Raw genomic sequence first — 24,244 nt, 5'->3', positions numbered from 1 at the left:
TATTTTTTTGTAACTTGATAGGGAAAGCTGCATATTTGATGATGAACCAGAGCATAGAAATACCGCTTAACAAAGCTAAAATAACCCTCTTCTTGGTGGGAGCCGTAGCATTCGTCTTTACAGGAGTTTTCTTTGCAATCGAGCCAGCCATCTTTATATCCCCAATATTAAGAAGTGAGGAGCTTATACGGATAGCTGGAGTTGCTGCAGTGCTGTTTTTTGGTTTAGGTGCAGTGTACATGCTTAGAAAATTGTTCGACAAAAAAGTGGGGCTGACGATTAGTGAAGAAGGAATCATAGATAACTCGAGTGCAGTAAGCGTCGGTTTAATTGAGTGGCAGGATATAACTGGCGTAGAAACTTTGGAGATAGCATCGAACAAGATACTGCTAGTGCATACGAACAACCCCGAGAAATACATGGAGCGCGCTACCAATATGTTTTCCAGAAAAGCGATTCAGGCAAATCACAGGATGTATGGAACACCCTTGTCCATTACAGCAAATTCGCTCCAGATTAAATATAAAGAGTTAGAGCGGCTGGTATGCGAAGAATTAGAAAACAGGAAAGTACTCTAATCCATTAAACCGAATAGATTTCCCGAACGAACGGCCTGTTAACGAGTAATAACGATACGATGACCAAACTTTCACTTCTCACACTCCTGCTGCTCATGTTCACCACAGGTATAGCCACCGCAAACAATAAAGACAAACCCGCCTACCAGCTTTTCACGGCGAAGGGCAAACAGGTCAAGTATGGCGACATGCTGGAGGAGTTGCAGCAGGCCGACGTGGTGCTTTTTGGGGAGCAGCACAATGACCCGATTGCACATTGGCTGCAACTGGAGGTAGCCAAAGACCTGCACCGGACGCACCAGAAGAGCTTCGCAATTGGTGCCGAGATGTTTGAGGCCGATGTGCAGCTGGTGCTGAACGAGTACCTGGCGGGGCAGGTGCCGGAGAATAATTTTGAGCAGGAGGCGAGGCCCTGGCCGAACTACAAGACAGACTACAAGCCTGTTGTCCGTTTCGCCAAAGAAGCAGCTATACCTTTCGTGGCCACCAACGTGCCGAGGCGCTATGCGGCCATGGTATCGGGTGGGAGCCTGAAGGCGCTGGAGCAGGTGTCGGAAGACGGAAGGAGTTTCATTGCGCCGCTGCCTGTGCGCGTGAACATGAGTCTGCCGGGGTATAAAAACATGCTTTCCATGTTCGGCAACAGCACCCACGGCAACACCAAGAGCGAGAACATTGTGCAGGCGCAGGCCCTCAAAGATGCCACCATGGCGCACTTCATCCTGCAGCAGGTGAACAGCGGCAAAAAGCTACTGCACCTCAACGGCGCCTACCACTCTGATAACTTCGAAGGAATTGGCTGGTACCTTAAACAAGGGAAGCCGCAGCTCAAGACCCTGACCATCACCACCGTGCTGCAGGAAGATTTGGAGAGTTTATTGGATGAGAACAAACAGAAAGCGGATTTTATCCTGGTGGTGCCGGCGAGTATGACGAGAACTTTTTGAGACTGATTAACTATTTTATTGTTGTTATACCCCTTAGGACCAGTAAAAAAATCAAAAAAGTAATCAAAATATAAACCGTACATATTTTGTATAAGTTTATAAAATAAACAACCTTTGTTAAGCAAATTAAAAAAAGCACACACCCTAAGGGCATGTGCTTTAAATTTAGAATACTTCTATAAGTTGTGCGTCAACACTTCATATAGAGCAGGAAATTTTAGGACCAGTTGTGAAGCCTGCGTCAACAGAATCACAACTTTAAGAAGTACATCTAACTTGCAACAGATGCACTTCGTTCCGGATAAAGGGTGTGTTTGCGTCACACCCTTTTTTTGTGAATTTTTCACTATATAAAGATAGGCATATGTTGTATAGGCAGAAACTGAATTTTTATATTAAGTAATATAAATTTGAAAGTTTATAATTTATATAACATAGCTTATATGTGAGCTGTTTCTCAAGCAGAATGCTCAAGCCAAAAACAAACAAAGCCCGGCCATAACAGCCGGGCTTTGCCTTTCTAAAGAGAAAGAAGGTATGCTTATGCAGAGAAGGAGCTTCCGCAACCGCAGGTGCTCTTGGCCTGTGGGTTGTTGAAGACGAAACCGCGCGCGTTCAGGCCGTCCTGGAAGTCAACTTCCATACCCAGCACATACATCGCGTGCTTCTTGTCCATAATCAGGTTCAGGCCGTCCAAGTTGTATACCTCGTCAGAGTCCTTCACTTTGTCGAAGCCCAACAGGTAGGACATGCCGGAACAGCCGCCGCCCTGCACGCCAACACGGAGTCCGTATTCGGCAGGTACGCTTTTCTCTTGCATTATATTTCTAACTTCAGCCAGCGCTCTTTCAGTAAGTGCTATCGGTGCAGTTTTTGTTTCAGTTGCCATAGTCTAAGTCAATTTGAAATGGAGCCGCAAGTTACGGAATTACTTGTTAAAAAGCTGCGGCTGCATTCTTGTACTACATAAACAGGTCTGTGCTCCAAATGATTCATGCTGACCTGAATTAATTTTTTACGATATTTAAGGCTCAATTACACGCAAACATGGAAGATACCGGCCAAATTATACTGGACATACTTAAAATTAGCATACCAGCCATACTGGTGGCTGCCGTGGCCTACTCCCTGGTGAAGAACCACCTGGAGCGCGACTACAAACTGCGCCTGCTGGAACTGCGCCAGAAAAATGCCGAGGTCGTGACGCCTATCCGGCTGCAGGCCTACGAGCGTATCACGCTGCTGCTGGAGCGCATCACGCCCAGCAACCTGCTGTTGCGCGTGAGCGGCTCGGGCCACAACGCCACCGACTATCACCGTCTGCTCCTCACCGAAATCCGCAACGAGTTCAATCACAACATGTCGCAGCAGGTATACATGACCGACCAGGCCTGGCAGCAGGTGAAGCGCGCGCGGGAAGAGGTGGTCAACCTCATCAACAAATCTTACCAGACGATGCCCGATAAATCGAAAGGCACCGACCTGGCTAAGCGCATCCTGGAGAACGTGCTCACAGAAGAGGTGGACCCCACCGCCCGCGCCCTCAGCTTTTTGAAGCAGGAGATAAGCCAAGTCTTTTAAATGTAGGAGTTAAAAAGTCTGAAGAGTAAGACTTATGAATTTCAACGCCCCTCTTTGCTAAACCAATTTTAGCGAAGAGGGGCGTTTTTGCTCTTGTGGGTTCAAAAGGCAGTCGCTCTCTCGTCTTGGCCAACTAACTCTCCAACTTTCAAACTTATTAATTTCTCAACTTTATAACTCTTCCAGTCTATTCACTAGCGCTTCTACTTGGCTGATGGAGTGTGCCGGGAAGTTGGCGATGCGCACCTGCGCTTCTTTGTGGCTGCCGTAGCCGCTGCCAATTGCCATGTCAAAGGGGGCCAACCGCTTGTTGATTTCTGAAGACGGGATTTCGGTGTTGGCCACAATGGTGGTGGGGGAGCGGAAAGTAGCATCCTGCACGGCTGGGGTAAAGTTCTCGCTGCTCTCCAGGAAGTCGTAAATGAGTCTGGCCTTTGTTTCGGTTTCCTGCCGGATGGTGGCTATACCTTTACTGTTCATATCGGCCACTACTTGGCCCAACAGGTATAGGTTGAGCACGTTGGGTGTTTCGGGCGTCTGATTGGCTTTGGCTTTTTCGAGTAGCGCAGGTATGGAATGGTAGGAGCCGAGGCTCATACCTTGTCGTTGCAGTGCATGCGCCTTCTCTATACAGCGCTCATTCAGCAGCCACACGCCCAAACCCGCAGGCAAACCAAAGCACTTCTGAACCGAGAAATATATTGAGTCAATTTGGCTGTAATCAAAAGCCGGATGTGGGAGCGACGACACGGCATCTACGAACAGCAAAGCATTGGGAGGTGCCACCTGGCGGAAGCGGCTAATGGCATCGGCAGGTATAGCGACGCCCGAGCTTGTCTCGTTGTGGATGAGCGCCACTAGTTCCGCCGCGTCAGGTATAGCCACTTGCTCTGGGGTATAACCCTCCCCAAATGGCACCTCATGCTTACTGGCTTTTCTGCCCAGTTCGCCCGCCACCTCATAGAAACGCTTCGAGAAGGCCCCGTTCACCAAATGGAAGCTCTCCTCCTTGACAAGGTTCTGAATAGCGCGTTCCCATACCTCGTTGGCCGAAGAGAGGAACAGCACCTCGTAGTTATCAGGCAGTTGCAGCAGCTGGCGCAGACCCGCCACGGCATGCGCATAAATCTCCTTGAACTGCTGGCTGCGGTGCGAGATGCTGCCAATCTTGTTTTCCATCGCAGATTGCATGTGCGCCGCAACGGTAGGGTATAGCTCTGATGGGCCAGGCGTGAAGAATATTTTGTTGGTCATGGTTTTGGGTGGTATGAGGATACTGCTCTAGGCTAATGAGATAAGTTTGACAGATTAGCTATAAGATGAAGATGACGTAGCTACCATATAGGTTTTGTTGACAGTTGTGATTTTCTCACTTTTAATTAATGGGCTCTAAAGCACTCCCATTTAAAGTTGCTATTTTTCTTAACTAAAGATGTTTTATGAATTTGAAGAGTTTCATTGTTCAGAGTATCTATTAATGATGCTTTGATGGTTAAGTCAAATTCATCACAGCCGTTCAGTGCGTACTGAGGTGAAATGGTATAGCTTAAATCCCTATATTTTGAGTTTAATGGGAGCTCAGAGTAGCTTTCTTCTATTCTTGTTTCATCAAAAAAGAATTCATCTACTTCAGGGTCATACTTAAACACTCTAATATAGAAGATTCTGTCAATGCTGCTTATGTTTGAAGTGCAGTCACATTCAACATCCAAATGTTGTATAATGTAGTTCTCACTACTATTGCTTTGTTTGAATTCTATTTCTAGTATTAATCGGTTGAGAACTTCAGGAATCAAGGATACTTTACCATCCAATGTTTGGGACTCTAAGAAAGTTATTTCTGATTTATTTGATTTTGCTTCAACAAAAACATCTTGAAAGGTCGGGAAGCCAACTATAAAACCAAATAGGATGAAGGACACTAAGCTCCCTATAAAGCTGAGAAACACAATTAGAAGCTTTTTCAATATTGGTGATGTTTAGTAATGCCAATTTGTAGCCAAACGGAAGTCATAATAAGCATGGGCTTTTAGCAAGAATAATGCTATACCTTATCCGGTTTGCTAAGTGCAAGGTATAGCATAGCGTAAAGCAATTTGAGCCTCAACGACTAATTAATACAGCACCCTGAACTTAATCGTGGCCGGCACGGTCCGCATCTCCTCAATCACCTTCTTGTCATAGAGCTTGTCGATGTCGGTAATCACGTAGCCAATCTGCTCGTTGGTCTTGAGGTACTGGCCCAGGATGTTGACTTGGTTGCCTGCCAGCACGCTGTTGATGTTGGCCAGCACGCCCGGCACGTTCTGGTGGATGTGGATGAGGCGGTGTGCGTTCTTGAGCTCCGGCAACTGGATGTTCGGGAAGTTGACGCTCTGGTAGCTGTTGCCTGTGTTGATATACTCCATGATGCGGCTGGGGACGTAGGTGCCGATGTTCTCCTGCGCCTCCGAGGTGCTTCCGCCAATGTGCGGCGTCAGGATGACGTTGGGCAGGCCCCGCAGCTCACTCACAAACTCCTCGTCGTTGGACGCTGGCTCGTAAGGGAACACGTCCACGGCGGCACCTCTGATTTTACCTGATTTGATGGCGGCTACCAGTGCTGGCAGCTCCACGATGTGGCCGCGGCTCAGGTTCAGGAAAATGGCACCGTCTTTCATGGCGGCAAACTCCGTTTCACCGAACATGGCTTTGTTGCTATCGCGGCCATCCACATGGAGCGTCACGATGTCGGATTTTTCGAGCAGCTCTTTTAGGGTGGCGCACTTGCGGACATTGCCCAACTGCAGGCGTTCAATCACATCGTAGTAGTATACCTCCATACCCAAGGCCTCTGCCAGAACGGAGAGCTGTGCCCCAATGCTGCCGTAGCCCACGATACCTAGTTTTTTGTCGCGCACCTCCACACTGCCCTGTGCCGATTTGTCCCAGATACCCTGGTGCATCTTGTTGCTTTTATCCACCACGTTGCGGCACAGCATGATGATTTCGCCTATGGCCAGTTCCACCACGCTGCGGGTGTTGCTATAAGGAGCATTGAACACGGCCACACCGGCATCGAGGCAGCTGTTGAGGTCAATCTGATTGGTGCCGATGCAGAAGGCGCCGATGCACATGAGTCGGTTGGCATGCTCCAACACCCGCTTGGTCACTTGCGTTTTGGAGCGTATACCCAGCACCGACACATTTTTGATGCGCTCGCACAGTTCGTCCTCGCTCAGTGCCCCTGATACGGTCTCGACCTGGTAGCCCTCGCGCTTGAATAACTCTACGGCTCTGGGGTGAACATTCTCGAGCAGCAGCACCCGGATGCGGTTTTTGGGATAGGAGATGGCCATGGGCAGGTTGTTCTGGTACAGGAACTCGTCCAGGCTCGGTGCCACATTGTCGGCCTTGGCCACTACGGTGTCGCGCACCACGTTCTCGGTGAAAGCATAGAACTTGTTGGCTAGCCCGGCTTCCTTTATCTCATAGTCAGTGTAGCCGTCACCGAGTACGTACACATCTCCTTCCAGCGCGAGCTCTTCTAACAGCTTGATTTTTCCCTTGTCCAGGCACAGGAGGTTCTCCTCATCAAAACCAATGATGTTGCCCTGTTCATCGAACCGAAAGGTGTTGGCGTAGATGTTCTCCTCTTTGATGCCGTACTCCGTCACAATGGGTGTGATGAATTCCTTGAACCCGCTCGACACGATGAGGATGTGGTCGGCGTACTGCTGAAAGAAGTCCTTGTTGCGCCGGATGGATTCCGACACCTTGTGCTGGAGGCGCTGGATGAGCGGCTTGAGGTGCCGGCGGTTGGCCCGCAGCAAGGCCAGGCGTTTGGTAAGGCCCTCGGTAAAGGAGCTGTTTCCGTTCATGGCCCCATTGGTCAGGTCTCTGATTTGCTGCAGAATCTGTTCCTGGTTCTCGTCGCCTTCCAGGGATATCTCCCCCAGTTCGTCCAGCGCCTCCACCTGCGTGAAGGTGCTGTCGAAATCGATGATGTAGTATCTGTCTTTTGCCATGGCAGTGGGTTCTCGGGTTTCTTCTGTGCGGGATAGGTATAGTCCATGGGGTGCAGGCAGCGCGCTGCAAAGCGACTAACCCTGCACAGCTGGCCTACCCTGGTTGAAGTTTAAACATACGCGAAATATAGGGCATAAAAAAATCCGGCCGCAGGTATAGCAGCCGGATTTTCAGTATCGAATCATCTGAGCTAGAGCGGGTTTCCTGTCTCGGCCAGCTGCGCGTCAATGGTGCGTTGGTAAAACTGCTCGTACAGCGGCACAATCTTCTCGATATCAAAGTCGTGGGCGCGGGCCAGCGCATTGGCTTTGAAGGTAGGCAGGTTGGCATCGTCGAGCACGTGCAGGGCGTTGCGCACCATGTCCTCCACATCGCCCACTTCGCTCACAAAGCCCGTGACGCCATGTAAGTTGAGCTCAGGTATACCGCCCGCGTTGGTAGAGATGACGGGCACCTCGCAGGCCATGGCTTCAAGCGCAGCCAATCCAAAGCTTTCTTTCTCGGATGGCATCAGGAACAGGTCGGCAACCGAAAGTACTTCCTCCACAGCCTCCAGTTTGCCTAAAAACCGCACGTCGTTATAAATCCCGAGGTCGCGGCATACCTTCTCCATTTTGGGGCGGTCTGGGCCGTCGCCTACCAGCAGCAGTTTGGAAGGCATGTGCTCACGCACTCTGGCAAATATCTGGATAACGTCTTCCACACGTTTGACTCCCCGGAAGTTGGAAGTATGCACCAGCAGCTTTTCGTTGTTGGGGCTGATGGCCATCCGAAAGTGGTCTTTCTTCTGTCGCTTGAACTTCTCCAGGTTGATGAAGTTGGGGATGACCTCAATCTGTTTCTCAATCTGGAAGAATTCGTAGGTTTCGGTGCGAAGGCTCTCCGAGACCGCCGTCACACCATCCGATTGGTTGATGCTGAACGTCACGACCGGCTCAAACGAGGCGTCTTTTCCAACCAATGTGATGTCGGTGCCGTGCAGGGTTGTAATGACAGGTATGTAGATGCCCTTGGTGCGCAGAATCTGCTTGGCCATGTAGGCAGCCGAGGCATGCGGAATGGCATAATGCACGTGCAGCACGTCCAGCTTCTCAAACCGAGCGATGTCTACCATCTTACTTGCCAGTGCCAGCTCGTAAGGCGGGTACTGGAAGAGCGGATAGGAGGGTATGTATACCTCGTGGTAAAAGAGATTCTCGTTGAAGAAGTCGAGCCGGGCGGGTTGGCTGTAGGTGATGAAGTGCACCTGGTGGCCCTTGAGCGCCAGCTCTTTACCTAGTTCTGTGGCTACCACGCCGCTTCCCCCGAAGGTTGGGTAACAAACTATTCCGATTTTCATGGTTTTATGCTGTGGAAACAACAAGTGCAGCCCTACGCGGAGCTGCACTTGTTAAACTATCCGTTAAGGTTTAAGTTTTCGGTACGATTGATTTGTAGATGACATCGTGAATACGGGTGCGGATGTTGTACTTCACCAGTTTGGAGTTTCCGGCATCCGGGTATACCCTGTTGGACAGGAAGATGTAAATCAGTTTGTTTTCGGGGTCAACCCAGGCGCCGGTGCCGGTAAAGCCGGTGTGGCCGAAGGTAGAGGCGGAGGCCATGTTAGAGGTCGGGCCGTTTCCTTCCAGGTCTGGCTTATCCCAGCCCAGGCCACGGCGGCTGTTGCTGAACTGCTTCTTGGAGAACTCCACCACCACGTTGTTGTTAAAGTACTTGTGGCCGCCGTAGTTGCCGTTCTGCAGGTTCATCTGCATCAGGATGGCCAAGTCGTTGGCGTTGGAGAACAGGCCGGCATGTCCGCCTACGCCGCCCATCATGGCCGCGCCCTGGTCGTGTACGGTTCCCCAGATTAGGTTTTTGCGGAAGTAGTTGTCGTCTTCAGTCGGAGCGATGACTTCCCGCGGATGCTTGAGCAGGGGGTTATACGTCATGGTGCTCAGGCCAAGCGGTCCGTAGAAGTTCTGGTCCATGAACTCGTTCAGCGGCTGGTTGAGCAGCTTCTCTGACATGCGCTTGAGTATGTAGAAACCCAAATCGCTGTACTGGTACTCATAGGTCTTGGCGCCTTTGGAACGGGTCAGCAGCGGCGAGCGCACCGTCCAGGCCCACAGCGAGTCCTCCATGGATTTGATGGAGTAGATGCCCGGCACCACTTCATTGGGGAACACGTCATTCTGGGCACTGGCGTAGAAAGTCTGGTTCAACTGCAGCTTGTCCAACGTTTTCTGCCAGTGCGGTATACCTGCCCGTAAGCCTGATTGGTGTGTCAGCACATCCCGAATCACCAGATTGGCTTTGTTGGTGCCTTTCAACTCTGGGAGGTAGGTCGCCACTTTCTCATCCAGGTTTATCTTGCCCTGGTCTTTCAGGAACATCACGGCCTGCAGCGTGGCCGCCACTTTGGTGATGGATGCGATGTCGTATACCGTGTTGTTGGTGACAGGCTTGGCCTTGTCGTAGGTGTAGTGTCCGTAGGCCTTGTTGTAGATAACGGTACCGTTCTTGACCACCATCACCTGCGCACCTGGCGTAGCGGCATAGGCAATGGCCTCTCTGGCGATGTTGTCAATCTGGGCCAGTGTCTTGGAGTCCATACCTACGCTCTCAGGTGTGCCATATCTCAGGCGGCTCAGGGTAGGGGTCGTCACACCGGTTCCGGCCTTGAGCGCGGCAGACACCGTCACGGGCAGCTTGCCTTTGGCAGAACGGGCACCAAAGAGCACCTGCGGCACCAGCGACTGCGCCACCTCGTTGTCTTCGTAGCCGGCTACCAGCCAGCTGCTCTTGTCAAAGAACTTCAGGCTATAGGCGTTGCCCATCACAGCCACAATTACTTTCTTATCGGTGCGCTCCTGCAGGAACTGTATGAAGGCGCGGGTGCCCACACCAATGCCGAAGTCCCGGAACGGGGTATTGTTCATGCCATGGATGCTCACCACCACCACGTCATGGTCCTGCAGCTTGGTAAATAGCCTGGTGAAAGCGGTATCCGGGGCGAAACGGTCTTTGATATTAAATTTGGAGACAGGGGCATAATTGCCGAGCGTCTGCTGGAAAACGTTGTTGGGTCCGGCGCCGATGGCCACCGAGGCGATGCTGAGGGTATCGAGGTTGCGGAAAGGAATCAGGTTGCCCTTGTTGCGCGCTACCGTTACGGCATGCTCATACAGCTGCTCCTGCACTAGGTTGCTCAGCGGACGGTCCACTTCTTCCTGCAGGTTGGTGAGCACCACCGGCTTGTAGTTGTTCAGGCCGGCCCAGTATTTGGCATGCAGAATCTTGCGCACGCGCAGGTCAATCTCGTCGGTCTTGATTTGCTTGGCGGCTATCGCTTCCTTGATTTTGCGGACCGCGGTTGGCACATCCTCCGGGAACAGGAGCACGTCGTTGCCAGCCAGCAGGGCCTTCAAATCCACTTCACCTGGCTTGTAGTAGCTGCTCACACCCTTCATGTTGAGGGCATCGGTGAACACAAGGCCCTTGTATTTCATCTTCTCCTTCAGAAGGCCGGTCACCAGCGGTTTGGACAGCGTGGCGGCCTGGTTGCGGGTAGAGTCAATCTTGGGCATGTGCAGGTGCGCGACCATCACGCCCATCACGCCCGCCTCAAACGACTTGTAGAATGGGTATAGCTCCACCTCTGTGAGGCGCTTCATGTCGTGGTTGATGACCGGGAGGGCCAGGTGGGAATCAGTGTCGGTGTCGCCATGGCCGGGGAAGTGTTTGGCCACCGCGATTACGCCATGGTCCTGCAGGCCTTTGATGTAGGCCACCCCGCGGCGGGCGACTTCTTCCTTGGTCTCGCCAAAGGAGCGATTTCCAATAACGGGGTTATCCGGGTTCACGTTCACGTCCAGCACCGGGGAGAAGCTGACGTGCACACCCAGGCGCTTCATCTTCAGGGCTATCTCACGGCCCATCAGGTATACGTACTTATCGTCGGTGAGCGCGCCGAGCGTCATTTGCTTGGCGAAGTGCATGCTGCTGTCCAGGCGCATGTTCAGGCCCCACTCAGCGTCCAGCGCAATCAGCATCGGCACCTTGGCCTGGGACTGGAAACGGTTGGTCAGCCTGGCCTGGCGTACTGGCCCGCCTTGCATGAACATGATGCCACCCACACCGTATCGGCCCACCAGGGTGTCTATCTGCTGAAAATGTTTTTCGTTTTTGTTGGAATAGGCAGCCACCATGAACAGCTGGCCCAGGCGTTGGTCAGGAGTGAGGGAGTTGAAGACACTGTCTACCCAACTTTGCTCTTTAGAAGTTACCACAATGTTCTCTGACGGCGTCAAAGACATCAGAGGCCCCATTCCGAGAAAGATAAGTATAAGTAACCCTAAGCTAAAACTCTTCAACATCCTGTACTGGTATTATTATATTGGAACAAGTCGAAATTAAGCCTAATTTTGCAGAAGGTGCTTCTAAAACTGAGATTTAATTCTCATTAGCAGGCCCTCGGCAGACCTAAATAAGATGGTGGAAGACTTTAGTCCGCCTCGTCCGGCAGGTGGCACGGCAAGTGCCTTTTCCCATTCGTGACGCCTCGCAGTCTGTGATGAATACACGCTGTGTCGGCATAATTCGGGAGAGTGGCGTTGCAATCTTTTCCCGATTTTCGGCCCCTTTTCACTACCGGTCTGTAAATTAGTAATAAATTTAATTCTTAATAAGTTCTGTTTTTACAAAAATAGTGTATTCAAAAACCTGGCCGCATTTACCTGACGCTGGTTTTTGAGGTGAAAACCGAAAAATAGACTTTGACTGAGCGGATGTCCGACATTATACATTTATTACCTGATTACCTAGCCAACCAGATAGCCGCAGGGGAAGTGGTGCAGCGGCCTTCTTCTGTAGTGAAGGAACTGCTGGAAAACGCCATTGACGCCCGGGCCACCAGCGTGCAGCTGATTGTGAAAGAGGCCGGGAAGCAACTGGTGCAGGTAGTAGACAACGGCATAGGTATGTCTGAGACAGATGCCCGCATGTGCTTTGAGCGCCATGCCACCTCCAAAATAAAGTCCACGGAGGACCTGTTCCGCATCCGGACGATGGGGTTCAGGGGAGAGGCCATGGCCTCCATCGGGGCGGTAGCCCAGGTAGAGCTCAGAACGAAGCCCCACGGTGCCGAGATAGGAACGCAGCTGCTGGTAGAGGGGTCGACGGTGATGTCGCAAGCCCCGGCCGCGGTGCCCGCCGGTACCTCCATCGCCGTCAAGAACCTTTTCTTCAACGTGCCCGCCCGCCGCAATTTCCTCAAGACCAATGCAGTGGAGATGCGGCACATCCTCGACGAGTTCCAGCGGGTGGCGCTTGCCTATCCGGAAGTGGCCTTCACGCTGCACCACAACGAGACCGAGATATTCAGTCTGCCGGCCGGCAAGCTGAGCCAACGCATTGTGGGCGTGTTCGGCAACAACCACAAGGAGCAGATGGCGGGCTGCGAGGAAGAAACCCCGTTCATGAGTGTTCGCGGCTACATCGGGAAGCCTGAGTTTGCCAAGAAGACCCGTGGGGAGCAGTTCTTTTTCGTGAACAACCGCTTTATCAAGAGCGGCTACCTCAACCATGCCGTCATGATGGCCTACGAAGGCCTGCTGCCCAAGGACAGCTACCCGTTCTATGTGCTTTTCATCGACATCGAGCCGGAGCGGATTGACATCAACGTGCACCCCACCAAAACCGAAATCAAATTCGAGGACGAGAAGACGGTATACGCCATTGTGCACGCGGCCGTGAGAAAGTCGCTGGGAACGCACAGTATAGCGCCATCCCTTGATTTTCAGAGTGATGTGAATTTTGCGCCACTGCAGCCCATCCGGGTGCAGCCGGGCATGAACGAGTTTGAGCGGGAAGGTGCCTTCCCCGGCTTTAAAGTGCCGGCCTCTCCCAAGCGGGCGAGCGCCAACGGATGGGAGCAACTGTACGAGCCCCTGCGGAACGGGCAGCCGGAGCAGGAGGAGCGCATTACCTCGCCATCCGGTATGGGGCTGCTCGACGATGCCTTCGCCACGCCCACTACCACCTCCAGTAAGACCCTGCAGGTGCACCAGAAGTACCTGTTGGTGCAGGTGAAGTCCGGCGTGATGATTATTGACCAGCAGGCGGCGCAGGAGCGCATCCTGTATGAAAAGTACATGGCCTCGCTGCAGAAGAAGATGGTCACCTCACAGGCCCTGCTCTTCCCCCAGACCATAGAGCTCTCCACCGCCGATGCCGCGCTGGTGAAGGAGTTATCAGCGGAGTTTCTGGAGCTGGGTTTCCAGTTCGAAGATTTTGGAGGTAACACGATTATACTCAATGCTATACCTGCCGATGTGCAGGCAGCCAATGAAAAAGAGCTGCTGGAGGAGCTGATTGAACAGTACAAAAACAACCTGGCTACGTTGAAGCTGGATAAACGGGAGAACCTGGCCCGGGCGATGTCCAAGCGCCTGGCCTCCAAGTTGCAGCCCCGCATGTCAGACCTCGAGATGAACTCGCTCGTAGACAAGCTATTTGGCTGCGAAGTACCCAATTACACCCCGGGCGGACAGAAGACGCTCGTCATCCTGGAGCTGGGTCAGCTGCATGAGCTGTTCCTGAAGGGGTAACATTATAATTGTTGAATTGTTGATTGTTTAATCGGTGGTTTTGCCATACCTGGATTTGTTTCCAGGTATAGGTATGGTCTACAGGTATAGCAATCGATTCGATAAAAAGAAGATAAGATGTTCAATATAACCCATATGGTCAGGAACCTCCTGATCATCAACGTGGTGGTGTTCATACTGCAAGGCAATCTGTTCGATTACCGCCAGTTCGCCTTGTACCACTTCGCTTCAGATAATTTCCAGCCCATACAGCTGTTTACGCACATGTTCCTGCACGGCGGTTGGTCGCACCTGTTCAGCAACATGTTCAGCTTGTTTATCTTCGGGCCGTTGCTGGAGCGCTTCTGGGGTCCGCAGCGCTTTCTGGCTTTCTATCTGATAACCGGCTTAGGGGCCAGCCTGCTCTACTCAGGGGTACGGGCTTATGAGTTGCACAACCTGCAGGCCGATGCTGCCCAGTACATAGAAGAGCCGACACCTGGCAGGTTCTACAATTTCATGGAGTCGCATTACTCGGGGGGCTATGAGAAGCGGTTTGCCATTGAGTACCAGCGCAACCCGGACAGCGAGGCCTATATTACGGAGAGCAAGCGGGCCGTGCGGCAGGTGTTCAACCAGGTGTTCAACACCCCGATGCTGGGGGCGTCTGGCGCGGTGTTCGGTATCCTGATGGCTTTTGGCATGCTCTTCCCGAACCTGGAGCTCTTCCTGCTGTTTCTGCCCATACCTATAAAGGCGAAGTACTTCGTGCTGCTCTATGGGGCCTATGAGCTGTATGCCGGCTTCAACCGGGTGCCCGGTGACAACGTGGCGCACTTCGCTCACCTGGGGGGCATGCTGTTTGCGTACATACTTATAAAAATGTGGCAACGCAACGATTACCAGGATACGTAATACGTAATAGTTATCGCAGTGTAATTCAGATACCAAGGCAGAGGGGGCTCTCCCTGAGAGTTCTTCCGGAAAAGCACGCATCTGTATGGAAGCAACCTTCCTGGACCTTTGTTCCTGCCTCTTCAGCTAACAAGTACAATGAGTATTATCCAAGACATAAAAGACTCCTTCCGGCAGCCTAACAACACCCTGAAGCAGCTCATACTCATCAACGTCATTGTTTTCGTGGCGTTGATAGTGACGCGCACGGTGCTGTACCTGACCGGCAGCAGCTGGGTATACAGCGGCCTGATGCGCTTTATCGCGTTGCCCTCTGACCCGCTCGTTTTCCTCACCCGCCCCTGGACGATTGTCTCATACTTCTTCACTCACGAGGGTTTTCTGCACATCATCTTCAACATGCTCAACCTGTACTGGTTCGGGCAGCTGATACGCGAGTACCTGGGCGAGCGGAAGCTGCTGAGCTTGTACGTGCTGGGAGGTATAGCCGGTGGCCTGCTGTACATGCTGAGTTACAACCTGATACCTTATTTTGCAGACAGGGCGGCCTATGCCGTCATGATAGGCGCATCGGCCAGTGTGCTAGCCATTGTGGTGGCGGCGGCCACGCTTTTGCCCAACTATACCTTCAACCTGATTCTGATAGGGCCGGTACGCATCAAGTACATCGCTGCCTTTCTGGTGATTCTCTCCATCTCCGGGGCGGTAGGCGATAACGCTGGGGGCAATATCGCTCACTTAGGCGGCGCCTTGTTCGGCTGGCTGTTCATCAAGCAGCTGCAACGGGGCCGCGATATGGGACGGCCTTTGCACAGCACCATGGATTTCTTCAAGAACCTGTTCAAGCGCAGACCCAAATTGAAAGTGACGCATAGGCAGACAGCCACGGTGGGCAATGGCTCACCTTCTTCGGCGACCTACCACACCGGCTATGCCGGAAAGCCAAGCCAAATGGAGATAGACCGCATCCTGGATAAAATCTCGAGTTCCGGTTACGAGAGCCTTTCCAAAGAAGAAAAGCAGAAGCTGTTCCAGGCGAGTCAGAAGGATTAAGTAGGTATAGCAGTTGCTCTTGCGGTTTGCTCGCTGAGTTGTTGTATAGCTTGCCCTGGCCGGGCGGGCCTTACTTTTCTCCTTGATGAGAAAAGTAAGCAAAAGAATCAAGACGATTTGAACTCGCTGAACGCTCGAACAAAAAATCGTCATTGGTGCACCTGGGTGATGTCTTAGCTGCGTGGCTGCTGTTGTAAGTATGTCTGCTAAACCTGCCAAATCTGTTCTCTCCCGTCATTCCCATACACATTTTGTCATTCCGACAGAAGGAGGAATCTGTTACCCTACCTGCCGCCGGTGCGAGCGCAGCGGGAACAGGCGGTGAATGCTGCCGGCCGGTGTGAACCTGGTGTAACCTCAGCTCCTTCACTTGTTGCCCTCAAAAAAGCCGCACCTGCGCTGGCGTTGGATTCGCTGCCGGAAGAGTAATAGATTTCTCCTTTCGTCGGAATGACAGAAACTCTAAGAAATGACAATAGTGAGGGGAAGTCCCCCTTCGAAGGGGGCAGGGGGATGTCAATCGTCTGCAGGAATTCTCCTCCTGGGAGGGGCAGGGATGGGTAAAGCAAGCAGAAAAACATATCAATCCCGCAAGTCCCAATTCAAGCAAAACAAAAAAGCGCCACTCCTTTGCAGAAGCGGCGCTTTTCGTATCGATAAGTAAGGTATAGCAGCGATTAAGCTTTGGCAGCGTTGATGTTATCGAGCGCGTCCATTACCTCTTTCACGTGACCGCGTGACGTCTCCAGCAGTTGCTTCTCATCATCGTTCAGTTGCAGTTCGATGATTTTCTCGATACCATTCTTGCCCAGGATTACCGGAACGCCCAGGTATACGCCATCGATGCCGTACTCGCCTTCCAGCTTCACGCAAACAGGGAACACACGGCGCTGGTCGCGCACAATCGCCTCTACCATTTGGGCAGCAGCTGAACCCGGCGCGTACCAGGCAGAAGTACCCATCAGTTTCACCAGTTCACCACCACCGTTCTTGGTGCGGTCTACAATAGCGTTCAACGTTTCTTCGTCAATCAGCTCAGTTACAGGTATACCGCCTACTGTGGTGTAGCGTGGAAGTGGAACCATGGTGTCGCCGTGTCCACCCATCAATACTGCCTGTATGTCTTTTGGAGACACGTTCAGGGCCTCAGCCAGGAACGCTCTGTAGCGGGCAGTGTCCAGAATACCGGCCATACCCATTACGCGGGTGCGTGGCAGTTTGGAAGTGATGTGCGCTGCGTAAGTCATCACGTCAAGTGGGTTAGAAACCACGATGATGATGGCATTAGGCGAGTGCTTCACGATGTTTTCCGTCACCGACTGCACTATACCGGCGTTGGTAGAGATAAGGTCATCGCGCGTCATGCCTGGCTTGCGTGGCAGTCCAGAAGTAATCACCACCACATCAGAATCAGCTGTTCTGGTGTAGTCGTTCGTTACGCCGACAGTGCGCGTGTCGTACAGGTTGATGGGGGCCTTCTGCCAGATATCAAGCGCTTTGCCCTCAGCAAAACCTTCTTTAATATCCACTAAAACTACTTCGTTCGCGATTTCGCGGTAAGCCAGCACATCGGCGCATGTCGCACCCACGTTACCTGCTCCAACTACAGTTACTTTCATTATAGGATATACTTTAATTATGGTTTGAGATTCAATTCACATCCGTAAAAGTAGAAAAATCTGTTGTGAAAACCGTTGGTTTAGGACAAAAGACTATTTGAAAAAGGACAAAAGATTTTTCCTGTGCTGTGTAGTACTTTGTAACAGATTCCTTTGTCAGGAAGCCATAGGCCTAGGCTGCAGCGTAATCTCCAGCACCTGCTCCGTCTTCTCCGTCACCTTGAAACGGTTGTCGAGCCGCTGGCCCACAATCCAGGCGATGGACTGGTCTGATACCAATACCAGTGTTTTGGCCTTAAGGTTGGCCGGCACCTTCTTGTCTATCAGGAAATCGCTGATTTTCTTTTTGCCGTTCATGCCCAGCGGCACAAACCAGTCACCTTCCTGCCAGGGGCGCAGGCGAAGCGGGAACTTGAGCAGACCAGCATCCAGGGCGGCCACATGGGGTTTGGCGTTGAGCTTGTACTGGTCAGCCGGTACGTAGCGCAGGCTCAGGTATACGTGCTCCTCGCTCACCTCCGTCTGTCCTTCGGCTATGGTCAAACTCCCGAAGCGGCTCAGGTTGCGGGGCGTAATCACCAGCTGGTCGCGGTCCTTCACCAATGTATGGCTAGGCGAGTCGAACTGCTTGCCAGCTATACCTTCCAGCGCCTCCACCAACTCCAGTACCACGGTATAGCTGAAGTTGAAGGGGCGCAGCAGTTCGTGCAGCACCACCGGCAGACCCGTGGCCTGGCGCAGCGGCTCTAGCGCCAGGTATATGGCATCCTCCGCTTCCTTTATACTTTGCTGGCGTAGGTTATCGATGTAGGCCGCCACGATGGCCTCGGCCTGGCTCACCCGCTCGGCGGTGTGCTGCATGGTCTCCTCCAGGTTCGGGTTGATTTCCTTGAGCACCGGAATCACCTCGTGGCGGATTTTGTTGCGCTGATACTTGGTCGTCTCGTTGGAGGTGTCCTCGCGCCAGATGAGTCGTTGCTCGGTTACGAAATCGAAAATATCGTCTTTGGTGACTGGGAGCATGGGGCGGATGATATGGCCGTTCTTGGCAGGTATGCCATGCAGGCCGGCTATACCTGTGCCCTTGGTCAGGTGAAGCAATATGGTCTCTGTCAGGTCGTTGCTATGGTGGGCGGTGGCGATGTAGTCATACCCTTCCTGCTGGCGCACTTGCTCAAACCAGGTATAGCGGAGGGTGCGGGCGGCCATCTGAATCGAAAGTTTCTCTTGTGCGGCGAAGGCCCGTGTGTCAAAATTTTCGGTGAAGAACGGCACCTCGTACTTTTTGGCCAGCTTTTTGGCGAAGAGTTGGTCAGCCTCCGCGTCCTCGGCCCGCAGCCCGAAGTTGCAGTGCGCTATAGCGAAGGTATACTTCAGCTTGTGCAGCACCTCGCAGAGCACAGCCGAGTCGATGCCGCCGCTGACGGCCGCCAGAATTCTGCTTTCGGGTTGGCAGAGTTGGTGTGATTGGATAAAACCGGAAACTTTCTGTAGCATAGGGCAGCGGCTGGTATATTTTTTATAATTTTGAAATTAAGAATCGGCAAGAGCCGGCAGGTATGGCAATCGCTCCACGCAGGGGTAATCTGTCGCCAAGGCTTTTGACCATTGTCATAGAAGAATGAACATCGCAAAATTAGCCTATTCTATTGTCTTTACGCTATTGTCGCTGACAGTTTTGGCGCAGCAGCGGCCTCCGGTCTCGCGTCCGGTGCAGGCGCCGACCCAACAGGTGCCGCCACAGCCGCGCGCGAACCAGCCACAACAGCCTCGACAGCAGCAACCGCAACAACAAGACCGGGTGGAGCTGCAAAGTGCCGACTCGCTTGAGGGTGGCACATTCAATGGCCGCCGCATCAACAAGCTACTGGGCAACGTGGTGTTCAAGCAGAAGGAGACCTTCCTATACGCCGACTCCGTGTACAAGTATACCGACAGTGAAGTGCTGGAAGCCTTTGGCAACGTGCGCATCAACCAGGCCGACACCGTGACCATGACAGGCAGCCGTGCGACCTACGACGGCACCAAGCGTACCGCCAAGATGAGCGGCGGCGTGACCATGCAGGACCCCAGCATGACGCTCACCACCCCCAGCCTCGACTATAACCTAGATAGCCGCACGGCAGTCTATACCGAGGGCGGCACCATCGTACAGCCGGAAAATCGCCTACAAAGCCAACGCGGCACCTACGACACCCAGAACAAGACCTTCACCTTTCAGCAGAACGTGAAAGTTTTCTCCACCGACTACGAGATTTCGGCCCAGAACATGCGCTACAATACTGAGAGCAAGGTGGTATACTTTCAGGGGCCAACGTTTATAAAAGGACAGCAGGGCGACTTGTATGCGGAGCAGGGGACCTACAACACCATCACCAAGATTTCCCGATTCGGCAAGAATGCTTACATCCTGACGCCCGAGTACCGCCTGGGCGGCGATGACCTGTACTACGACGAGGGCAGAGGGTATGGCGAGGCCAAGGTGAACGTGACCATGCGCTCGCTCAAGGATGACGTGACCATACGCGGACAGGTGGGCCGCTACTGGCGCGACCAGGGTGTGGCCAAAGTGGCCGGCAGCCCCATCATGGAAACCATCATGGATGGCGACACGCTCTTCATGGCAGCTGACTCCCTCATCTCCCGCGAGCCGAAGGCCGAAGGGCAGCCCAGCATGCTGTACGCCTTCAACAACGTGAAAATCTACAAGAACGACCTGCAGGGTAAGTGCGACTCGCTGAGCTACAACCGCACTGATTCCATCATGTACATGAATGTGAACCCCGTGCTTTGGAATGAGCAAAGCCAGTTGGTGTCCGATACCATCCGCATCCACCTGCGCAACAAGACCATCGACAAGATGTACATGTTCAGCAACGCCTTTATCACCTCCGAGGATTCGCTCCAAAACTACAACCAGGTGAAGGGCCGTAACATGGTGGCGCATTTCCAGGAGGGACGTATGCGCAGGGTCAACGTGAATGGCAACGGCGAAAGCCTCTACTTCGCGCTGGAGGGCGATACGACGCTCACCGGTATGAACAAAGCCGTGTGCAGCGACATGGTCTTGAACTTCGCGGAAAATAAATTGAAGGGCATCTCGTTTCTTGTCAATCCGGATGCCAGTTTCATCCCGCCGCACGAGTTGAAGGAAGGAGACAGGAGACTGGAAGGGTTCAACTGGCAGGCGGAGCAACGGCCGAAGAAAGGGGAGGTGCTGGCCAGGCGACAACCGGTGCCACCTAGGGCGCAGCCATCCAAGGCCGCGCCGGCAAAAAAGAAAAAGGCCGCAAAGCCCGCCAAACGGACTCCGGCCCGCAAGTAAGCACTGCATTTTCACGCTTGTAAATCACAGGGATATTGTATAATTTTGCCCGTTCATGAACAGAGGAATTCTCCATACCGTCGCATTGTTCTGCCTGTTGGTCTTCACGGCCGGCTGCAGCAACTTCCAGAAGCTTTTGAAAAGCAACGACGTTGACCAGAAATACAAGGCGGCCCTTGAGTACTACGAGAAAGGCGACTACTACCGCGCCAACCAGTTGCTGGAGCAGGTGATGCCCCTGATGACGGGTAGGGAGGAAGCCGAGAAGGCCCGTTTCTACTTCGCCAACACCCACTACCAGCAGGGCGAGTACATGCTGAGCGCCTTCCAGTTCCGCACCTTCTACGAGACGTACCCCAGAAGCGAGTTGGCGGAGCAGGCCATGTTCCTGCAGGCGAAATCGCTCTACAACGATTCGCCTGACTTTGAGCAGGACCAGAGCAGCACCGTGACGGCCATGGAGTCCATTCAGGAGTTCCTGGTACGCTACCCGAATAGCGAGTACGCCGCAGAGGCCAACACCATGTTTGAAGCTTTGGGCAAGAAACTGGACCAGAAGGCATTTGAAAGTGCGCGCCTTTACTATAAACTGTACCGCTACCAATCTGCTGTGGTGGCATTTACCAATTTCCTGCGCGAAAACCCATCCTCGCCGTACAGCGAGCAGGCTTCCTATTTGCGCATAGACGCTCAATACCGTTTCGCGTTAGAGAGTGTGCCGAACAAGCAGGAAGAGCGCTTCATGGAGGCCGTGGACTTTTACCAGAGCTTCATTGACCAGTATCCCGAAAGCCGCTATGCGCGTAGTGCGGAGCAGGTGTATTCCAACGCCCTCGCCGAGCTAGAGAAAATAAAGAAAAACAACCCAAGCAATTCATAAATAAAGTATATATGGCAGTAGTTCCATCATCAATCGTTACCCGTAATATGGCCGACTTTGCAAAGCAGACCGGCAATATGTATATGTCTGTTTCGGTTATCTCCAAAAGAGCAAATCAGATTTCTGTGAAGCTGAAGGAAGAATTGAACTCGAAGCTGGCTGAGTTTGCCACGACCGTGGACAACCTGGAGGAGGTGTTCGAGAACCGTGAGCAGATTGAAATATCGAAATACTACGAGCGTTTGCCTAAGCCTACCAGCCTGGCCATCGAGGAGTTCCTGGAAGGGAAAGTATACGTTCGCACACCTGACGAGGAGACAGACGAAATAGCGCTGTAAGGCGTATGCTCCGGAATCGGAAAATAATACTGGGAGTCTGCGGAAGCATAGCTGCGTACAAGGCAGCCTTACTGGTCCGCTTGCTCATCAAAGCAGAAGCAGAAGTGCAGGTCATCCTGACCACTTCTGCTTCTGAGTTTATAACCCCTCTCACACTGGCAACGCTTTCCAAAAGGCCTGTGCTCACCGAGTTCGTGCTAAACGAGCAAGGGGTGTGGAACAACCACGTGGAGCTGGGATTGTGGGCCGACGCCCTGGTGGTAGCGCCTGCCAGCGCCAATACGGTGGCCAAGTTCGCCAACGGTTTCTGCGACAATCTTTTGTCCGCCACCTACCTGTCGGCGCGGTGCCCGGTGTTTGTGTCGCCGGCGATGGACCTGGATATGTACCGCCACCCGGCGGTGCAGACCAATTTTACGAAGCTGAGAGGGTATGGCAACCGCATCATCGAGGCGGGTTACGGAGAGCTGGCAAGTGGACTGGTAGGGCAGGGGCGTATGGCGGAGCCCGAGGAAATCATACAGGTACTAGAAAACCATTTCGCAGGCCTTGGAAAATTCGTTTAAAGGCAGAAAAGTACTCATCACGGCTGGCCCGACTTATGAGCACATCGACCCGGTCCGTTTCATCGGAAACCATTCGACCGGGAAGATGGGATTCGCCCTGGCTGAGTGTTTCGCGCAGCGGGGAGCTAAGGTACAGTTGGTGGCCGGGCCTACCCACATGAAGGCGCAGCACCCTTCGGTCAAGGTAACGGACGTGACTACGGCCGACGAAATGTATGAAGCGGTGAAGCAACTGGCCGCTAAATCAGACATTTGGGTGTTTGCGGCGGCCGTAGCCGACTACAAACCCAAGGTGGCGGCAGACCGGAAGATAAAGAAAGCCGGGGCGGAACTGACGCTGGAACTCGTGAAGAACGTGGACATAGCGGCCGCGCTGGGCAAGGAGAAGCGGGAAGACCAGTTCTCCGTGGGTTTTGCGCTGGAGACGGACAATGAGAGCAGCAACGCCCGCGAGAAACTGCTCAAGAAGAACCTCGACATGATTGTGCTGAACTCGCTCAACGACCCGGGCGCTGGTTTCAAGCACGATACGAATAAAATCACTATTATTGAGCGGGATACGACCACGGCGTTTGAGCTGAAGCAAAAGAGCGAAGTGGCGCAGGATATCGTCAACCTTATCGGGGAGAGACTCTATGCTTAGGAAACTGTTTGTTTTACTGTTTGTGATGGGTGTAGCGCTGGGTGCCAAGGCACAGGAGCTGCAGTGCGATGTGGTAGTCAACAGCGACCAGGTTGCCTATGCCGACCGGCAGCTGTTCACCGAGATGCAGAGCCGCATTTTCGAATTCATGAACAATCGCCGCTGGACCAACCAGTCGTACCGGGTGGAGGAGCGCATCAAGTGCCGCATCCTCATCAATCTGACGGAGATGCCCGAGATTGGCACGTTCCGCGCCAACGTGCAGGTGGTGTCGGTGCGGCCGGCCTACGGTACCGGGTATGAATCTACCCTTTTCTCATTCATTGACAAAGACTGGCTCTTCCAGTTCACGGAGGCGCAACCGCTTGACTTCACAGCGAACACCTTCTCCTCCAATCTGTCCTCCATGCTGGCTTATTACGCTTACATGATTATAGGTATGGACAACGACAGCTTCGGACGCTTGGGCGGCTCTCTTGCCTTTGATCAGGCGCGCAGCATCCTCAATCAGGCTGCTTCCCAGAACTCGATTTACCCCGGTTGGCGACCCTTCGAGGGGAACAGAAACCGCTACTGGATGATTGACAATATCCAGGACCCGGTGTTCGTGCCTTTCCGCGAGGGACTCTATACCATGCACCGCCAAGGGATAGACCTGCTGGTGCAGGACCCGGAGAAGGCGCGCAAGGCCACCTTGGCCGTGCTGCGGGACATCCAGAAGCTGTCCCAGCAGAAGCCAGGCGCCGCCGTTATCCGTTCCTTTTTTGAGGCCAAGTCCGATGAGCTTATCAACATCTTCAAGACGGCCGCACCGGCTGACAAGCAGGCCGCCTATACCTTGCTCACGCAGGTAGACCCCACCAACAACGCCAAATACGAGGTGTTGCTTCAGCGCTAGTCCCTTTTCCATATCTCACAGAAAGCGCGTATCTTCACGGTGCGGAGGCCTGTGCCGCCGCCTATACCTATGGGCAAACGCCAAATCAGGATTTTCAGGACAGACATACCCCAACGCCTGCCGGAGTTGCTGCTGCAGGGGGAGGTGCAGGTCATCTTGCGCAGCCGCGTAGTGGTGCAGGGCGTGCTGAAGGAGGCGAGTGCCGAAGAGCTGGAACTGCAGGATGGGCGCCGGAGTCGACATAGGATACCGCTGCAGGAGGTGGAGGAGGTGATTTACGACATCGAGGCGCCCTACTGAAGGTATACCTGCCTTGTAAAA

At 53.0% G+C, this 24,244-nt stretch carries 21 protein-coding genes; 13 read left to right on the top strand and 8 right to left on the bottom strand.

The genetic code is table 11. The features are described from left to right. The first annotated feature begins 14 nt into the window (after nucleotides 1–14). Together B051_RS0119095 and B051_RS0119090 are read left to right on the top strand one after the other, a co-directional pair. Nucleotides 15–578, top strand: a complete 564-nt coding sequence (locus B051_RS0119095) for an OST5 family protein (RefSeq protein WP_211214359.1) — start codon at nucleotides 15–17, stop codon at nucleotides 576–578. Between the two features lie 59 nt (nucleotides 579–637). Then, entirely contained in the window at nucleotides 638–1,525 is an 888-nt protein-coding gene (locus B051_RS0119090; RefSeq protein WP_018479836.1) for a ChaN family lipoprotein, read from the top strand. 541 nt (nucleotides 1,526–2,066) lie between these two features. Here B051_RS0119090 and B051_RS0119085 read toward each other — a convergent pair. After that, the gene (locus B051_RS0119085; RefSeq protein ID WP_026236535.1) at nucleotides 2,067–2,414 is read right to left on the bottom strand and encodes a HesB/IscA family protein; all 348 of its coding nucleotides are present in this window, start codon (nucleotides 2,412–2,414) and stop codon (nucleotides 2,067–2,069) included. A gap of 158 nt (nucleotides 2,415–2,572) precedes the next feature. On the opposite strand from B051_RS0119085, the gene B051_RS0119080 reads away from it, so the two are divergent. Further along, nucleotides 2,573–3,106, top strand: a complete 534-nt coding sequence (locus B051_RS0119080) for a DUF7935 family protein (protein ID WP_018479834.1) — start codon at nucleotides 2,573–2,575, stop codon at nucleotides 3,104–3,106. A gap of 171 nt (nucleotides 3,107–3,277) precedes the next feature. Here the strand turns inward: B051_RS0119080 and B051_RS0119075 are convergent, their stop codons facing one another. The 5 genes from B051_RS0119075 to B051_RS0119055 all read right to left on the bottom strand — a co-directional run bounded on the left by B051_RS0119075 (nucleotide 3,278) and on the right by B051_RS0119055 (nucleotide 11,388). Beyond that, the gene (locus tag B051_RS0119075) at nucleotides 3,278–4,360 is read right to left on the bottom strand and encodes an aminotransferase class V-fold PLP-dependent enzyme (RefSeq protein WP_018479833.1); all 1,083 of its coding nucleotides are present in this window, start codon (nucleotides 4,358–4,360) and stop codon (nucleotides 3,278–3,280) included. Between the two features lie 125 nt (nucleotides 4,361–4,485). After that, on the bottom strand, nucleotides 4,486–5,073 hold the full coding sequence (locus B051_RS0119070) for a hypothetical protein (protein WP_018479832.1): 588 nt from the start codon (nucleotides 5,071–5,073) through the stop codon (nucleotides 4,486–4,488). Nucleotides 5,074–5,220: 147 nt separating this feature from the next. Then, nucleotides 5,221–7,113: a phosphoglycerate dehydrogenase gene (gene serA, locus B051_RS0119065; RefSeq protein WP_018479831.1), complete on the bottom strand. Its 1,893-nt coding sequence runs from the start codon at nucleotides 7,111–7,113 to the stop codon at nucleotides 5,221–5,223. Nucleotides 7,114–7,304: 191 nt separating this feature from the next. Continuing rightward, nucleotides 7,305–8,453 carry an N-acetyl-alpha-D-glucosaminyl L-malate synthase BshA gene (bshA, locus tag B051_RS0119060; RefSeq protein WP_211214358.1) on the bottom strand — a complete coding sequence of 383 codons (1,149 nt, stop codon included), beginning with the start codon at nucleotides 8,451–8,453 and terminating at the stop codon, nucleotides 7,305–7,307. A gap of 70 nt (nucleotides 8,454–8,523) precedes the next feature. Further along, nucleotides 8,524–11,388 (bottom strand): glycoside hydrolase family 3 N-terminal domain-containing protein, encoded by a 2,865-nt coding sequence (locus B051_RS0119055; RefSeq protein ID WP_245539667.1) that lies wholly within the window; start codon nucleotides 11,386–11,388, stop codon nucleotides 8,524–8,526. A gap of 498 nt (nucleotides 11,389–11,886) precedes the next feature. Between B051_RS0119055 and mutL the strand changes: the two genes are divergently transcribed. From mutL to B051_RS0119040, 3 genes are all read left to right on the top strand, one after another. Further along, on the top strand, nucleotides 11,887–13,707 hold the full coding sequence (mutL, locus tag B051_RS0119050; RefSeq protein ID WP_018479828.1) for a DNA mismatch repair endonuclease MutL: 1,821 nt from the start codon (nucleotides 11,887–11,889) through the stop codon (nucleotides 13,705–13,707). Between the two features lie 117 nt (nucleotides 13,708–13,824). Further along, nucleotides 13,825–14,601, top strand: a complete 777-nt coding sequence (locus tag B051_RS0119045) for a rhomboid family intramembrane serine protease (RefSeq protein WP_018479827.1) — start codon at nucleotides 13,825–13,827, stop codon at nucleotides 14,599–14,601. 138 nt (nucleotides 14,602–14,739) lie between these two features. Beyond that, a complete protein-coding gene (locus tag B051_RS0119040) occupies nucleotides 14,740–15,654 on the top strand; it encodes a rhomboid family intramembrane serine protease (RefSeq protein ID WP_018479826.1) in 915 nt (304 codons plus the stop codon). A gap of 677 nt (nucleotides 15,655–16,331) precedes the next feature. On the opposite strand, the gene mdh is transcribed toward B051_RS0119040, so the two are convergent. Continuing rightward, nucleotides 16,332–17,273: a malate dehydrogenase gene (gene mdh, locus B051_RS0119035; protein ID WP_018479825.1), complete on the bottom strand. Its 942-nt coding sequence runs from the start codon at nucleotides 17,271–17,273 to the stop codon at nucleotides 16,332–16,334. Between the two features lie 156 nt (nucleotides 17,274–17,429). After that, the gene (gene tilS / locus B051_RS0119030) at nucleotides 17,430–18,770 is read right to left on the bottom strand and encodes a tRNA lysidine(34) synthetase TilS (RefSeq protein WP_018479824.1); all 1,341 of its coding nucleotides are present in this window, start codon (nucleotides 18,768–18,770) and stop codon (nucleotides 17,430–17,432) included. Between the two features lie 124 nt (nucleotides 18,771–18,894). Here tilS and B051_RS0119025 point away from each other — a divergent pair, with 124 nt between their 5' ends. The 7 genes from B051_RS0119025 (at nucleotide 18,895) to B051_RS0119000 (ending at nucleotide 24,223) form a co-directional block, all read left to right on the top strand. Beyond that, nucleotides 18,895–20,598 (top strand): OstA-like protein, encoded by a 1,704-nt coding sequence (locus B051_RS0119025; protein WP_018479823.1) that lies wholly within the window; start codon nucleotides 18,895–18,897, stop codon nucleotides 20,596–20,598. Between the two features lie 55 nt (nucleotides 20,599–20,653). Further along, the gene (locus B051_RS0119020; protein WP_033317048.1) at nucleotides 20,654–21,478 is read left to right on the top strand and encodes an outer membrane protein assembly factor BamD; all 825 of its coding nucleotides are present in this window, start codon (nucleotides 20,654–20,656) and stop codon (nucleotides 21,476–21,478) included. 11 nt (nucleotides 21,479–21,489) lie between these two features. Continuing rightward, a complete protein-coding gene (locus tag B051_RS0119015; protein WP_026236533.1) occupies nucleotides 21,490–21,816 on the top strand; it encodes a DNA-directed RNA polymerase subunit omega in 327 nt (108 codons plus the stop codon). Between the two features lie 80 nt (nucleotides 21,817–21,896). Then, nucleotides 21,897–22,382, top strand: a complete 486-nt coding sequence (locus B051_RS23020) for a flavoprotein (protein WP_322786353.1) — start codon at nucleotides 21,897–21,899, stop codon at nucleotides 22,380–22,382. After that, a complete protein-coding gene (gene coaBC, locus B051_RS23015; RefSeq protein ID WP_018479819.1) occupies nucleotides 22,366–23,025 on the top strand; it encodes a bifunctional phosphopantothenoylcysteine decarboxylase/phosphopantothenate--cysteine ligase CoaBC in 660 nt (219 codons plus the stop codon). The genes B051_RS23020 and coaBC overlap by 17 nt, the downstream gene beginning before the upstream one ends. Continuing rightward, complete coding sequence (gene porD, locus B051_RS0119005; protein ID WP_018479818.1) at nucleotides 23,018–23,923, top strand: type IX secretion system protein PorD; 906 nt, start codon at nucleotides 23,018–23,020, stop codon at nucleotides 23,921–23,923. Before coaBC ends, porD begins: the two co-directional genes overlap by 8 nt. Before the next feature lie 69 nt (nucleotides 23,924–23,992). Then, entirely contained in the window at nucleotides 23,993–24,223 is a 231-nt protein-coding gene (locus B051_RS0119000; RefSeq protein WP_018479817.1) for a hypothetical protein, read from the top strand. The last annotated feature ends 21 nt before the right edge of the window (nucleotides 24,224–24,244 follow it).

This window comes from Pontibacter roseus DSM 17521 (assembly GCF_000373265.1).
Taxonomy (GTDB): domain Bacteria; phylum Bacteroidota; class Bacteroidia; order Cytophagales; family Hymenobacteraceae; genus Pontibacter; species Pontibacter roseus.
This window is presented reverse-complemented; position numbering and strand designations above follow the sequence as displayed.